This is a genomic window from Nocardioides hankookensis (genome assembly GCF_042658885.1).
Classification (GTDB): Bacteria; Actinomycetota; Actinomycetes; order Propionibacteriales; family Nocardioidaceae; genus Nocardioides; species Nocardioides hankookensis.
On record NZ_JBHSRJ010000004.1, the window covers coordinates 699,566 to 713,514 of the forward strand.

The 13,949-nt window shown below is 71.5% G+C and carries 16 protein-coding genes and 1 pseudogene; 14 read left to right on the plus strand and 3 right to left on the minus strand.

Annotation, left to right across the window (positions count from 1 at the left end; translation table 11 throughout):
- The first annotated feature begins 97 nt into the window (after positions 1 to 97).
- Together ACFPYL_RS09800 and ACFPYL_RS09805 are read left to right on the plus strand one after the other, a co-directional pair.
- A complete protein-coding gene (locus ACFPYL_RS09800) occupies positions 98 to 2,044 on the plus strand; it encodes a glycoside hydrolase family 3 protein (protein WP_379153377.1) in 1,947 nt (648 codons plus the stop codon).
- A 19-nt stretch (positions 2,045 to 2,063) separates the two neighbouring features.
- A complete protein-coding gene (locus ACFPYL_RS09805; protein WP_379153379.1) occupies positions 2,064 to 3,140 on the plus strand; it encodes an amidohydrolase family protein in 1,077 nt (358 codons plus the stop codon).
- On the opposite strand, the gene ACFPYL_RS09810 is transcribed toward ACFPYL_RS09805, so the two are convergent.
- Genes ACFPYL_RS09810 through ACFPYL_RS09820 form a run of 3 tightly spaced genes read right to left on the minus strand, consistent with a single transcriptional unit; the run spans position 3,090 to position 5,526 of the window.
- Positions 3,090 to 4,052 (minus strand): response regulator transcription factor, encoded by a 963-nt coding sequence (locus tag ACFPYL_RS09810; protein WP_379153381.1) that lies wholly within the window; start codon positions 4,050 to 4,052, stop codon positions 3,090 to 3,092. The genes ACFPYL_RS09805 and ACFPYL_RS09810 overlap by 51 nt on opposite strands.
- A gap of 32 nt (positions 4,053 to 4,084) precedes the next feature.
- Entirely contained in the window at positions 4,085 to 4,900 is an 816-nt protein-coding gene (locus ACFPYL_RS09815; protein WP_379153383.1) for a VanW family protein, read from the minus strand.
- A 38-nt stretch (positions 4,901 to 4,938) separates the two neighbouring features.
- Entirely contained in the window at positions 4,939 to 5,526 is a 588-nt protein-coding gene (locus ACFPYL_RS09820) for a hypothetical protein (protein WP_379153385.1), read from the minus strand.
- A gap of 185 nt (positions 5,527 to 5,711) precedes the next feature.
- Between ACFPYL_RS09820 and rpsP the strand changes: the two genes are divergently transcribed.
- The 12 genes and pseudogenes from rpsP (at position 5,712) to dprA (ending at position 13,928) form a co-directional block, all read left to right on the plus strand.
- Entirely contained in the window at positions 5,712 to 6,224 is a 513-nt protein-coding gene (rpsP, locus tag ACFPYL_RS09825) for a 30S ribosomal protein S16 (RefSeq protein WP_379153387.1), read from the plus strand.
- 5 nt (positions 6,225 to 6,229) lie between these two features.
- Complete coding sequence (locus ACFPYL_RS09830; RefSeq protein WP_056149185.1) at positions 6,230 to 6,472, plus strand: RNA-binding protein; 243 nt, start codon at positions 6,230 to 6,232, stop codon at positions 6,470 to 6,472.
- A 79-nt stretch (positions 6,473 to 6,551) separates the two neighbouring features.
- Entirely contained in the window at positions 6,552 to 7,100 is a 549-nt protein-coding gene (rimM, locus tag ACFPYL_RS09835) for a ribosome maturation factor RimM (protein WP_379153389.1), read from the plus strand.
- Positions 7,101 to 7,103: 3 nt separating this feature from the next.
- Positions 7,104 to 7,790, plus strand: a pseudogene (gene trmD / locus ACFPYL_RS09840) (tRNA (guanosine(37)-N1)-methyltransferase TrmD); the annotation flags it as partial.
- Between the two features lie 120 nt (positions 7,791 to 7,910).
- Positions 7,911 to 8,273: a GNAT family N-acetyltransferase gene (locus tag ACFPYL_RS09845; protein WP_379155426.1), complete on the plus strand. Its 363-nt coding sequence runs from the start codon at positions 7,911 to 7,913 to the stop codon at positions 8,271 to 8,273.
- A 204-nt stretch (positions 8,274 to 8,477) separates the two neighbouring features.
- Positions 8,478 to 8,828, plus strand: coding sequence for a 50S ribosomal protein L19 (gene rplS / locus ACFPYL_RS09850; protein WP_379153391.1), 351 nt, complete (start codon positions 8,478 to 8,480; stop codon positions 8,826 to 8,828).
- Between the two features lie 139 nt (positions 8,829 to 8,967).
- Positions 8,968 to 9,738 (plus strand): signal peptidase I, encoded by a 771-nt coding sequence (gene lepB / locus ACFPYL_RS09855; RefSeq protein WP_379153393.1) that lies wholly within the window; start codon positions 8,968 to 8,970, stop codon positions 9,736 to 9,738.
- Positions 9,739 to 9,747: 9 nt separating this feature from the next.
- Positions 9,748 to 10,443 carry a ribonuclease HII gene (locus ACFPYL_RS09860; RefSeq protein WP_379153395.1) on the plus strand — a complete coding sequence of 232 codons (696 nt, stop codon included), beginning with the start codon at positions 9,748 to 9,750 and terminating at the stop codon, positions 10,441 to 10,443.
- A complete protein-coding gene (locus ACFPYL_RS09865) occupies positions 10,440 to 10,748 on the plus strand; it encodes a DUF2469 domain-containing protein (protein WP_056149176.1) in 309 nt (102 codons plus the stop codon). The genes ACFPYL_RS09860 and ACFPYL_RS09865 overlap by 4 nt, the downstream gene beginning before the upstream one ends.
- Positions 10,749 to 10,858: 110 nt before the next feature.
- Positions 10,859 to 11,227 (plus strand): YraN family protein, encoded by a 369-nt coding sequence (locus tag ACFPYL_RS09870; protein ID WP_379153397.1) that lies wholly within the window; start codon positions 10,859 to 10,861, stop codon positions 11,225 to 11,227.
- Complete coding sequence (locus ACFPYL_RS09875) at positions 11,227 to 12,813, plus strand: YifB family Mg chelatase-like AAA ATPase (protein ID WP_379153399.1); 1,587 nt, start codon at positions 11,227 to 11,229, stop codon at positions 12,811 to 12,813. Before ACFPYL_RS09870 ends, ACFPYL_RS09875 begins: the two co-directional genes overlap by 1 nt.
- The gene (gene dprA, locus ACFPYL_RS09880) at positions 12,810 to 13,928 is read left to right on the plus strand and encodes a DNA-processing protein DprA (protein ID WP_379153401.1); all 1,119 of its coding nucleotides are present in this window, start codon (positions 12,810 to 12,812) and stop codon (positions 13,926 to 13,928) included. Before ACFPYL_RS09875 ends, dprA begins: the two co-directional genes overlap by 4 nt.
- Positions 13,929 to 13,949: the final 21 nt, after the last annotated feature.

Sequence of the window (13,949 nt, forward strand, 5' to 3'; positions counted from 1 at the left end):
CGTATCCGGTTCCTAGCGTGACGGACGTCACCCCACCCTTGATCTCGGCAAGGAGAAGGCATTGTCCACCCACCCCTCTTCACGGCGGCGCGCATCGGTGCTCGCCGTTCTCGCGGGCGGCGCCCTCGCCGTCGCGCTCCTGCAACCCTCGTCACCAGCAGCCGGCGACGACCCGCTGCCCTACCAGGACCCGACCCTCCCGACCGCCCAGCGCGTCAGCGACCTGCTCGGCCGGATGACGCTGGCGGAGAAGATCGGCCAGATGACCCAGGCGGAGCGCATCGACGTCGACGCCGACCCGTCGCTCATCACGACGAACGCGCTCGGCAGCGTGCTCTCGGGCGGCGGATCCGTCCCCGCGTCGAACACGCCCGAGGCCTGGGCCGACATGGTCGACCGCTACCAGCGGGCAGCGCTCGACACCCGGCTCGGCATCCCGCTCATCTACGGCGTCGACTCCGTGCACGGCCACGGCAACCTCCTCGGCGCCACCGTCTTCCCGCACAACATCGGCCTGGGCGCGACCCGCGACCCGAAGCTGGTGGAGAAGATCGGCCACATCACCGCCGAGGAGACCCGCGCGTCCGGCCCGCAGTGGGCCTTCGCGCCCTGCGTCTGCGTGGCCCGCGACGACCGCTGGGGCCGCACCTACGAGAGCTACGGCGAGACCCCGCGGCTCGTGAAGTCGATGGAGACCTCGATCGACGGCCTCCAGGGCAAGCCCGGCCAGCTCGACCACGCCGACCGGGTCCTCGCGACCGCCAAGCACTTCGCCGGCGACGGCCTCACGTCGTACGACGAGTCCGCTGCCGGCACCGGCGCCTACCCGATCGACCAGGGCATCGACCGCGTCACCCGCAAGGAGTTCGACAAGCTCGCGCTGTCGCCGTACGTCCCCGCGATCAAGAAGCACCACGTCGGCTCGGTGATGCCGTCCTTCTCGAGCACGGACTTCAACGGCGGGTCCACCGCCGACGCGGTCAAGATGCACGGCAACAAGCAGCTCATCACCGGCTGGCTGAAGAACCAGCAGAAGTTCAAGGGCTTCGTCATCACCGACTGGCGGGGCATCCGGCAGCTGCCGGGCGACTACCGCGCCCAGGTGAAGGCGGCGGTGCTGGCCGGCATCGACATGTACATGGAGCCGATCCAGGCGCCCAACAACCCGACCGGCTGGGACGAGTTCATCCCGACGCTCACCGACCTGGTCGGCGACGGCGAGGTCCCGATGGCCCGCATCGACGACGCGGTCTCGCGGATCCTGAAGGCCAAGTTCGACCTCGGCCTCTTCGAGCACCCGCTCACCGACCGCACCCACATCGGCGACATCGGCAGCAAGGCGCACCGTGCGGTCGCCCGGCGTGCCGTCGCCGAGAGCCAGGTGCTGCTGCGCAACAAGCAGCGCACCCTCCCGCTCAAGGCCAAGGACACGGTGTACGTCGCCGGCAGCAACGCCGACAACATCGGCAACCAGGCCGGCGGCTGGACGCTCACCTGGCAGGGCGGCTCGACCAACGTCGTCCCGGGCCAGACCATCCTCGACGGGATCGAGAAGGCCGCCAAGGGCGACGTCGTCTACAGCGTCGACGCCAGCAAGCGGGTCCCCCGCAAGGCGGTCGGGGTCGTGGTCGTCGGCGAGACGCCGTACGCCGAGGGCTTCGGCGACGTCGGCGGCCCGCAGTGGGCCTACGACCCGGGCGACGCCGGCCAGCCCCGTCAGAAGCAGACGATGGAGCTGAGCAAGGCCGACAAGCAGGCGGTCCGCACCGTCTGCGCCCGGACCGTGTCGTGCACGGTGCTGGTCGTCTCGGGCCGGCCGATGATCATCCCGCCGGCGCTGCTCACCCAGACCGACGCGCTGGTCGCGTCGTGGCTGCCGGGCAGCGAGGGCGGCGGCGTCGCCGATGTGCTCTACGGGCGCAGCCCCTTCATCGGCAAGCTGCCGGTGACCTGGCCGCGCACGGTCGCCCAGGAGCCGATCAACGTCGGCGACAAGCAGTACAACCCGCTCTACCGCTACGGGTTCGGCCTGAGCACGCGCTAGCGCGGTAGCGTCCGGGAGCATGGCTGCTCCCGTGCTGAAGTTCTCCGGTCCGGTGCTCCCCGACGGCGAACGGCGTGAGCTGTTCGTCGTCGGGGACACCGTCACCTACGAGCCGGTCGCCGGCGCCGAGCGCGCCGTCGACGGCTGGATCGTGCCCGGGCTGGTCGACGCGCACTGCCACCTCGGGCTCGGTGAGCACGGCGCGATCAGCGACGAGGAGACCGAGCAGCAGGCGATCGAGGACCGCGACGGCGGCACCCTGCTGATCCGCGACTGCGGCTCGCCCGTCGACACCCGCTGGGTGCAGGAACGTGAGGACCTGCCGCGGCTGATCCGGGCCGGGCGCCACATCGCGCGCACCAAGCGCTACCTGCGCAACTACGCCGACGAGGTGGAGCCCGCCGACCTGTCGGCGGCGGTCGCCCGCGAGGCCCAGCGCGGCGACGGCTGGGTCAAGCTCGTCGGCGACTGGATCTCGCGTGACGACGGCGACCTGACGCCGTCCTTCCCGGCGGCGGACTTCGCGGCCGCGATCGCGACGGCGCACGAGCACGGAGCGAAGGTCACGGCGCACTGCTTCGGCCGCGACGTCCTGACCGGGCTCCTCGACGCGGGCATCGACTGCATCGAGCACGGCACCGGGCTCGCCGAGGAGCACCTCGAGCTGATGGCCGAGCGTCAGGTGGCGCTGGTGCCGACGGTGATGCAGACGGAGAAGTTCCCGGAGTACGCATGGTCCGGCCGCGAGCGGTTCCCGGCGTACTCGCGCACGATGACCGACCTCTTCGTGCACCGACGCGCCACGCTGATGGCGGCGTACGACGCAGGCGTGCCGCTCTACGCGGGCTCCGACAACGGCGGGGTGAGCCGGCACGGCAACCTCGCCGGCGAGGTGATCGGGCTGGCGGCGATGGGCCTGCCGCGGGAGTACGCACTCGGCGCCGCCTCGTGGCGCGCGCGGGAGTGGCTCGGGTGGAACGCCGACCTCGCCGAGGGCGCGCCGGCCGACTTCGTCGTCTACGACGCCGATCCGCTGGCCGACCTGTCAGTCCTGCTGCGCCCCGCCTGCGTCGTGCTCCGCGGGCGCGTCGTCTGACGTCGGCTTCACCAAGCGGTACTTGGCCCGAGGGAGCACCTCGAACCACCGCGGAGTCGGGCCGTCGTCCTTGACCTGGAAGCGCAGGCCCGTCATCAGTGCGTCGATCCAGCGCTCGTCCTGGCGGTGCGTGGTGGTCGCGGTCTCCTCGGTCTGGTGGCGCACCCGCAGCGCGAGCTGGCGGGCGCTGAGCGTCCGGCTGCCGGCGTACATGAGCACCTCGAGCAGCTCGACCTGCTCGGGCGGCAGGTCGACGAGGCGGTCGTCGACGACGACGATGCCGCGCGCGGGGTTGATCCGCAGGCCGCGGAACTCGATCCAGCCGCCGACGAAGCGCATGCCGATCTCGAGCATGCCCTCGCGGCCGTCCTTGCCCGAGTCCTCCTCCTCGCCCTCCTCGTCGCCGCCGAGCTCCTCGAGCGGCTGACCGGCGACGACCTGTCGCAGGAACTCCGAGCGGGCGGCGTCCTCGTCGGCCGCCTGCCAGCCGGCGGGCACGGCGGCGGGGCCGTCCACGATCTCGCCCGTGGGCCGGCGCGCCACCGCGGCGAGGCGGGCGCGCAGCTCGACCGGCCGGATCGGCTTGGGCACGTAGTCGTCGGCGCCGGCGTCGAAGCCGGCGAGGATGTCGGACTCCTGGGAGCGGCTGCTGATGATGACGATGTACGTCGAGCTGAACTCGCGGATCCGGCGGGTGGCCTCGAGGCCGTCCATCTCCGGCATCGTCACGTCGATGGTCGCCAGCGCCGGCCGGTGCTCGCGCGCCAGCGCGATGCCGTCGGCGCCGTTGTCGGCGGTGAGGACCGAGAAGCCGGCCTGGGTCAGCACCACCTCGAGCAGCGCGGTCGTGTCCTCGTCGTCCTCGACGACGAGCGCGATCGGACCGACGGAGCCCCCGGGTGCTTCAGACACTCGACGGAGTATCACAGCCCGAGCGCGTTCTGTCAGGCTCGCGACACGCCCACCGGGTACTTCACGACCGCCCGGTTGCGGCGTACCAGCTCGGTGCCGACGACCTCTCCGGTACGCCGGTCCGTGGTGGTCCGCCAGATCTCGTTGCTCCGGCGCACCAGCCCGTCGTCACCTCGGTCGAACCGCTCGTCACGAGCCTCGATCGAGTACGACACGGGGAGCTCCCGGTCGGCGCGGAGCTCGCCGCGCAGGTGTCGCTCGCCGACCCAGGTCCGCAGCTGGAACGTCGTCGCGGTGTCGTTGCGGACCACGAGGTCGACGTAGTTGTAGGCGATCGAGCAGCCGACGCCCCAGGGCAGCACCCGGCCGTTGTCCGGGAACGGGTCGAAGCTGTGCTCGGAGCGCTCGAGCACGGTCAGCGGGGAGTGCAGCACCATCCAGTGCAGCAGGTTCGCGAGCTGGCAGACGCCGCCACCGACGCCCGGCACCGGGGCGCCGTCCGAGAGCCGCATGCCCTCGATGTAGCCCTTGCGGCGCGTGCAGTTGCCGACCACCTTGTTGAAGGAGAACGTCTCGCCCGGCCGGAGCACCAGTCGGTCGACGCGCGCGGAGGCGAGCCGGAGGTTCACGACCTTGTTGTGCTGGAGCACCATGTCGGCACCTGTCAGCTCACGCAGCAGAAGCGAGCCGTGCCGCTGGAGCCGCACCGGGAGGTCGTCGGGGGAGCGGTACGACGCCCAGGCGGTGCCGTGGACGGGACCGCTCAGCAGCCAGCTGGCCCGCCGGCGGGTCCGGTGCGCCAGGACCGCCGCGGGTCGCAGCCACGGCAGCCGTTGGGAGGGGGTCATGCCCGTGGGACGCCGCGGGCAGGTCGTTGGTTGTGGGGTCAGCCCTTCGGCCGGGCGGGCCGCCCCGCCCACATGATCCCGGTGACGATCAGCGTCGCGAGGCCGAAGAGCCCGAGCAGGGTGGGGACGGCGATCGTGGCGATGATGCCGCCGACGAACCCCGCGATGCTCGGCGCCGGCCCGATCTGGACCTCGCCACCGGTCGTGCAGGTGATGTCGAGCCGCCCGGAGCCCGGGTCGAAGCGGTACGCCGCGGTCCACTCGCCGTCGCCGGTGTCCTTGGTGAGCTGGCTGGTGACCGGGTGCAGCTCGACCTCGGTGCCCGTCGCGGCGTCCGCGACCGTGCAGCCGGGGTCGAAGACGTCGCTGTGACGCCACAGCATCCGCTCGCCGCCGGTGTCGACCGTGACTTGGTGGGCGGAACCGTTCGCCGGGACCGTCGCGTCGGTCTGGAAGAACGCCGCGAGCGTCCAGATGAAGAGCCCGACGCCGGCGGCGATCGCCACGACGATCAGGCCGCCCCCGAGCACGAACCACCACGCGCTCGGGCGATACTTCTGGGGGATCGGGGGGTGCCCGGGCGGGTAGCCCGACGGCACCGGGTACGACGGCGGCGGCTGGCTCATGGCCACGACTCTGCCCGATTTTCTCCTCGGCCGCGGCGTCTGGCAGACTTGGCGGCTGAGTCCTGCGCGACCGGACCCTCTCACCCGGACGTCGCAGAGCCCATCGAGGTCCCGGCCTGGTGCTTTCCCCACCCGGCTCCCGGACACCTCACCCACACACGAAACTCTGAGGAGACACCACAACCGTGGCCGTCAAGATCCGTTTGAAGCGCCTGGGCAAGGTCCGGGTGCCGCAGTACCGCATCGTCGTCGTCGACTCCCGCAAGAAGCGCGACGGCAAGGTCATCGAGGAGATCGGCAAGTACCACCCCAAGGAGGATCCGTCGTACATCGACGTCGTCTCCGAGCGGGCGCAGTACTGGCTCGGCGTCGGCGCGCAGCCGTCGGACGCCGTCGCGAAGATCCTGACGATCACCGGTGACTGGCAGAAGTTCAAGGGCATGTCCGGCACCGAGGGCACCCTCAAGGTCGCCGAGGCCAAGCCCAGCAAGCTGGACCTCTTCAACGAGGCCCTCAAGGATGCCGCCAGCGCGCCCAAGGGCGACGCGGTGACCAAGAAGGCCCCGAAGAAGAAGGCCGAGGAGAAGCCGGCCGAGGAGACCCCCGCCGCCGAGGAGACCCCGGCCGAGGAGACCCCGGCTGCCGAGGCTCCTGCTGCTGAGGCCACCGAGGCCGACGCCGAGAAGACCGAGTCCTGACCGCCATGCTCGCCGAGGCGCTCGAGCACCTGGTGCGTGGTGTCGTCGAACACCCCGACGACGTGGTCGTGCGCGACAAGCAGCTGCGTCGCGGCTCGATCCTCGAGGTGCGCGTGCACCCCGACGACCTGGGCAAGGTCATCGGGCGTGGCGGGCGCACCGCGTCGGCGTTCCGCACCGTCATCTCCGCCCTGGCGGGACGGGGCGGGGCCCGGATCGACTTCGTCGACGTGGACCGTCGTCGGTAGGTCGTCGTACGAACCGCTTGAATGGGTGTCGCCCTCCGGGGCGACACCCGTTCGGCATTTCAACCTGGGAAGGGAACGCGTGGAGAGCATCGACGTCGTCGTGGGCCGGATCGGCAAGGCCCACGGCCTGCGCGGCGACGTGACCATCAACGTCCGCACCGACGAGCCCGAGCGGCGCTTCGCGCCCGGCTCCGTGCTCGACGTCGAGGCCCCGACGGGATCGGCCAACACGCTGCGGACCGTCACGGTAGCCGGGTCGCGCTGGCACTCCTCGACGCTGCTGGTCCGGTTCGAGGAGATCCCGGACCGCACCGCCGCCGAGGCGGCGCGCGGGATCCTGCTGCACGCCTCCATCCCGGCCGACGAGTCGCCCGAGGACCCCGACGAGTTCTACGACCACCAGCTGGTCGGCCTCACGGCGTACGACCTCGAGGGCACCCTCCTCGGTGAGGTCACCGGCCTGGTCCACGGCGGGGCCCAGGACCTGCTGGCGATCCGGACTCCGGACCGCCGCGACACCCTGGTGCCGTTCGTGAAGGCGCTCGTGCCCGAGGTCGACGTCGCCGGGGGCCGCGTCGTCGTTGCCGACCGCCCCGGCCTGGTCGCGCCGCTTCCCGAGGACGACTGAGCCGTGCGGATCGACGTCGTCACGATCTTCCCCGACTACCTCGCCCCGCTCGAGCTCTCGCTGGCGGGCAAGGCGCGCGACAAGGGGCTGATCGACGTCCGCGTGCACGACCTGCGCGACTGGACGACCGACCGGCACCGGACCGTCGACGACACGCCGTACGGCGGCGGCGCCGGCATGGTGATGAAGCCGGAGCCGTGGGGGGAGGCGTTCGATGCGCTGCTCGCAGACGGCCCGGCGACCGTCGTGTTCACGACGCCGTCCGGGCAGCCCTTCACCCAGGCCGTCGCGCGCGAGCTGGCGTCCGCGGAACGGATCGTCTTCGCGTGCGGCCGCTACGAGGGCATCGACCAGCGGGTGCTCGACGAGGTCGCGACGAGGGCCGAGGTCCGCGAGATCTCGCTCGGCGACTACGTGCTCAACGGGGGAGAGGTGGCCGCGCTGGCGATCACCGAGGCCGTCGTCCGGCTGGTGCCGGGCTTCATGGGCAACGCCGAGTCGCTCGTGGAGGAGTCCCACGCCCTGTCCGGATCTGGGGCGGGGCTCCTGGAGTACCCCGTCTTCACCAAGCCCGCGACCTGGCGCGAGCGCGAGGTGCCGCCGGTGCTGCTCTCGGGTGACCACGGCGCGATCGCGGCCTGGCGGCGCGACCAGGCGCTCCGGCGTACGGCGGAGCGGCGACCCGACCTCGCCCACGGCTCCGTGCTCCTCGAGGACGTAGCGATCCGCGCGGCCGAGCCCGCCGACGCGGGAGAGCTCTACGTGCTCCAGCTCGCGTGCTGGGTCGCCGAGCAGCACGACAACCCGGGGGTGCGCATCCCCGCGCTGCACGAGACCTACGACGACCTGCGCGCCTGGCTCGCCCGCGACACCGTGCTGGTCGCGCGCACGGCCGGCCGGCTCGTCGGCGCGGTGCGGGCCTCGCTCGACGGCGACGAGTGGGAGATCGGGCGCCTGATGGTCGCTCCCGATCTCGCCGGCCGCGGCCTCGGCCGCACCCTGCTGGAGCGGATCGAGGCGCTGGTGCCCAGCACGGCCACGACGTACGCGCTCTTCACCGGTGCGGGCAGCCTCCGCAACCAGCGCATCTACAAGAAGGCGGGCTACCGCCTGCAGCCCGGCGAGCCGTTCCCGGGCGCCGTACGCATGACCAAGCGGATTGGTCCGCGCTGACACCCCTGTGGCAGACTTGCTCCTCGGTCCACCCGGTCAAACAGGGATCGCCCCGAGGACGTCTCCGAGGGGGTTCCGCTCCGGCTCCTGTCACAGGGGGAGTTCGGCGCCGCCGGCCAGCGTGGCTGGACCTACAACTGCACCAGATCACCATGATCCCCGTACCGCGGCTGACCTGTGACATCTGCGAGGAGAGACACCACCATGACGAACGTCATCGCCGAACTCGGCAACTCGATCAAGCGCTCCGACCTCCCCGAATTCCGGGCCGGTGACACCGTCAAGGTGCACGTGAAGGTCGTCGAGGGCAACCGCTCCCGCATCCAGGTCTTCCAGGGCGTCGTGATCCGCATCCACGGCTCGGGCGTCGGCCGCACCTTCACCGTCCGCAAGGTCTCCTTCGGCGTCGGTGTCGAGCGCACCTTCCCGCTGAACTCCCCGATCTTCGAGCAGATCGAGGTCGTGACCCGCGGTGACGTGCGCCGCGCCAAGCTCTACTACCTGCGCAACCTGCGCGGCAAGAAGGCGAAGATCAAGGAGCGCCGCGAGGCCTGAGCCCCGCCGTACCTCTGCGAAGACCGCGATCCCGACACCGGGGTCGCGGTCTTCGTGTGTCTGGGCCGTGCGTCTACTCTGGGGCGTGGCTTCCGACGGACCAGTTCACAGGGACGCTGATCACGATGATGGCGAGGGCATGAGCACCACCGACGAACCCACGGCCGACGCACCGGCGTCCGAGCCCGCGAAGCCGGGCAAGAAGGACAAGAAGCACCTCCCGGTCTGGCAGGAGACGATCCTGCTGCTCGGCATCGCGCTGGTGCTGGCGATCGTGATCAAGGCGCTGTTCGTGCAGGCCTTCTACATCCCGTCGGAGTCGATGGAGCCGGGCCTGGTCAAGAACGACCGGATCCTGGTCGAGAAGCCGTCGTACTGGTTCGACGGTCCCGAGCGCGGCGACATCGTCGTGTTCAAGGACCCGGGCGACTGGCTCAGCGGCGAGGAGGCCGCCGGCCCGACCGGCGTCGTGGCCAAGACCCTGTCGAAGGTCGGTCTCTACCCCTCCGGCGGTCACCTGGTGAAGCGCGTGATCGGCGTCGAGGGCGACGTCATCAAGTGCTGCGACGACCAGGGCCGGATCTCGGTCAACGGCCAGCCGTTGAACGAGAAGGAGTACGCCCGCCTCGGCGGCGCGACCTGCTACGGCCCGATGGTCACCAACTGCAACGGCAACTGGGAGGCCGGTCCGGTCCCGAAGGGCCAGATCTTCGTGATGGGCGACAACCGCAACAACTCCGCGGACTCGTCGTTCCACATGTGCCAGCCCAAGGCGACCGACTGCACCAAGAACCCGTACGTCGACGTGGACGACGTCGTCGGCAAGGTCTTCGTGCTCCTCTGGCCGAGCGACCGGTTCAAGGTCATCCACCGTCCCGACACCTTCGCGGACGTCCCCGACGCTGGCTGAGGTCCACCGTTGAGCGCCCTGCCACGCGGTTCCACGGTCCGGAGGGATGCCGGCCTGTACGGCTACGAGCGTGCCCTGCGGCGGCACGGCATCGAGCCGATCGCCGGCGTGGACGAGGCCGGCCGCGGCGCGTGCGCCGGTCCGCTGGTCGCGGGCGCGGCGATCCTGCCGCCGGGCAAGGCGGGCATCATCCCGGGGCTGGCCGACTCCAAGCTGCTCACCGAGAAGGCCCGGGAGCGCTGCTACGCGCAGATCGTCAAGCGCGCGGTCGCGTGGTCCGTCGTGTCGATCTCGCACGAGGAGTGCGACCGGCTCGGCATGCACGTGGCCAACATCGAGGCGCTGCGGCGGGCGGTGGCGCTGCTGGACCTGCCGCCGGCGTACGTGCTGACCGACGGGTTCCCCGTCGACGGCCTCGGCGTGCCCGGGCTCGCGGTCTGGAAGGGCGACCGCGTCGCGGCCTGCATCTCCGCTGCGTCGGTGCTCGCGAAGGTCACCCGCGACCGGATCATGACCGACCTGGACGCCGACTGGCCGGCGTACGACTTCAAGACGCACAAGGGCTACATCACCGACGTCCACAGCGCCGCGCTCGCCGAGCACGGTCCGTCACCGGTGCACCGGATGCGGTTCGTGAACGTCCGGCGTGCCGCCGGCCTGGAGCCAGGTCCGCTCGCGGAGACGGCGATAGAGTCGCTGTCGTGAGCGCCGAGGACCTCGAGAAGTACGAGACCGAGATGGAGCTGACGCTCTATCGCGAGTACCGGGACGTCGTCGGCATCTTCAAGTACGTCGTCGAGACCGACCGCCGCTTCTACCTGTGCAACCAGGTGGACGTGAAGGCGCGCACCGAGGCCGGCGACGTGTTCTTCGAGGTGTCGATGAGCGACGCGTGGGTGTGGGACATGTACCGTCCCGCCCGCTTCGCCAAGAACGTCAAGGTGCTGACCTTCAAGGACGTCAACGTCGAGGAGCTCAGCCCGACGGAGATCGACCTCCCCAAGAGCTGAGCCACTTCCCGTCCACAGGAGCCCGTCCGACCGGGTGATCCACAGGCGCCGTACCGCGCCCTCCCGAACGTCCCCGCCGACCGCGACGCTGGCGGTCAGGAGGTCTCGGGATGACGAGTTCGGCGACGGTGAAGCAGGCGCTCGGCGCGTACGGCGAGTCGGTGGCGGCGCGCCACCTGGTGGAGCAGGGGCTGGTGCTGCTCGACCGCAACTGGCGGTGCGAGGCGGGTGAGATCGACCTCGTGCTGCGCGACGGCCCGGTGCTGGTCGTCTGCGAGGTGAAGACCCGCACGAGCGTCGACTACGGCACGCCGCACGAGGCGATCACCGACGCCAAGCTCGACCGGCTGCGACGCCTGGCCATGGCCTGGCAGGCCGAGCACGGCCTGGCAGTGCCCGACGTCCGGGTCGACCTGGTGGCGGTGCTGCGACCTCGGCGCGGCCGGTCGGTGGTGGATCACGTGCAAGGGATCGGCTGATGCCGGTCGCGACGACCCGGGCGGTCTCGCTGCACGGGGCGGTCGGGCATCTCATCGACGTGCAGACCGACGTGTCGCCCGGTCAGCCGGGACTGACCCTCGTCGGTCGCCCCGACGCCACCCTCAACGAGGCGCGCGACCGCTGCCGGATGGCGATCATCAACAGCCGGATGCCCTGGCCCACCACCAAGCGGACCACGATCCTGCTGTCGCCGGCCGACCTGCTGAAGCGGGGTACCGTCTTCGACCTCGCGCTGGCGGTCTCCGTGCTGGCTGCCGACGGCTACGTGGCGGCCGACGGGCTCCCGCACACCGCCTTCCTGGGCGAGCTCACGCTCGACGGCAACCTCCGCTCGGTCGCCGGTGTGCTGCCGATGGTGCTCGCGGCGGCCGAGCGCGGCATCCGGCGCGTCTTCGTGCCGGAGCCACAGGCCCGCGAGGCGGCGATGGTGCCCGGCATGGAGGTCTTCGGGATGCGCTCCCTGGCGCAGGTGGTCGCCGAGCTGCGGGGGGAGGAGGTCCCCGAGGCGCCTCCGGTCGCGCCGATGTCGGGGGCCCGGCTGTTGAGCTGGCGTGGTGAGGATCGCCTGGAGGAGACCGACATGTCCGACCTGCTCGGCTTGGCCGACGTGCGGTACGCCGTGGAGGTCGCCGCCGCCGGCGGCCACCACCTCCTGCTCTCGGGCCCGAAGGGCACGGGCAAGACGAGCATCGCCGAGCGCATCCCGGGCATCCTGCCCGCGCTCACCCGCGAGGAGTCGCTCGAGCTCACCGCGATCCACTCGCTGGCCGGGATCCTGGACCCGAGCGGCGGGATGATCGCGGAGCCGCCCTACGCCGCGCCGCACCACGACGCCAGCAAGGCCAGCCTGATCGGGGGCGGTTCGGGTCAGGTGCGGCCCGGCGAGGTGAGCAGGGCCCACGCAGGTGTGCTCTTCCTCGACGAGTTCCCGCTCTTCCGCTCAGACGTCATCGAGGCACTGCGCCAGCCCCTGGAGAGCGGCGACGTCACGATCGCCCGCCAGGAGGAGTCGGTCACGCTTCCCGCGCGGGGAATGGTCGTGCTGGCGTGCAATCCCTGTCCGTGTGGCGACTACGTCAACGATCCGGGCGGCAACCGCTGCCGGTGCAAGCCCCAGCAGCGGCGCGACTACCAGCTCAAGGTGACCGGTCCCGTGGCCGACCGCGTCGACATCGTCCGACACCTGCGCGCGCTGACCAAGGCCGACCGGGGTGACCAGTTCACCCGCCCGGAGTCGTCCGCGGTGATCCGGGAGCGGGTCACGCGAGCCCGGGAGCGGCAGGCGGAGAGGTTCGCCGGGGAGAGCTGGCGGCTGAACGCGCATGCGCCCGGGCCGGTGCTGCGCGACCGCTGGCCGCTGCCGGCGGAGGGACAGCTGCTGGTCGACGACCAGGTCTACGAGGGACATCTGAGTCGGCGAGGCGGCACCCGGGTGCATCGCGTCGCCTGGACGATCGCCGATCTCCGCGGTCTGGATCGCCCCGGGATCGAGGAGGTCCACGTCGCCCTGCTGCTCCGTGGCGGTGGGCCGTTGTTGCTCGAGATGCTCGGACGCGCATCGTGAGCGCCCCGGACGCCGACCGACTCGCCCGCGTGGCGCTGGCCAGGGTGACGGAGCCGGGCAAGCCCACGATGCTCGACCTGGTGGCCGACCTGGGCGCCGAGACGGTGCTGGCGTCGCTCCGAGAGGATCCGCGGACGCGGCACCGGTTCGACGACGTCGACCCCGAGCGCGAGCTCGAGCTCGCCACCCGTCGGAGTCTGCGCTTCGTCGTCCCCGGCGACGAGGAGTGGCCGGTGGGGCTCGACGACCTGGCCGCCGCCGGGACCGTCGCGCCACACGGTGGCGTGCCGCTGGGACTCTGGGTGCGCGGGCCGGCACGGCTCGACGGGCTCGGCGGTTCCTTGGCGATCGTGGGGTCGCGGAGTGCGACCACCTACGGCGACGACGTGGCGCGCGAGGTCGCCGCGACGGTCGGCCAGGCCGGCAGACCCATCGTCTCCGGCGCGGCCTACGGGATCGACCAGGCCGCTCATCGCGGCGCGATCGCCGTGGACGCACCGACGATCGCAGTGCTGGCCTGTGGCGCTGACCGGGTCTACCCGCTCGCGCACCGGGAGCTGATCGAGCACATCGCCGTCGCCGGGGGTGCGGTCGTCTCGGAGACGTTCCCGGACGGTGCACCGATGCGGATACGGTTCCTGGCGCGCAATCGCCTGATCTCGGCACTCACCGCCGGCACCCTGGTGGTCGAGGCGGCGCTGCGCAGCGGCGCCCTCAACACCGCCAACTGGGCCGCCCGCCTCAATCGGACGCTGATGGGAGTGCCGGGACCGGTGACCAGCGCGTCCTCCGCCGGCGTCCACCAGCTCGTCCGATCCGGCGCCGCGACCTTGGTGACCCACGGTGACGAGGTGTTGGAGGTGCTGGGTGCTGCCGGTGAGCACCTGCTCGAGCGTCCGCGCGGCCGCGACCGCCCGCGCGACGCCCTCACTGATCGCCAGCGCCTGGTGCTCGACGGGGTTCCTCTCGCGCGCGGCGCCACCTCTGCCTCCGTCGCCCGGGTCGTGGGGCTCGGCACCGACGCCGTCCACGCGACACTGCTCGAGCTGGAGTTGCGCGGCATGGTCGAGGTGGCCGACGACGGCTGGCGGCTCGCCGCGCTCGCTCACGACTGAGGACGGCGCGCGTTCCTAGAG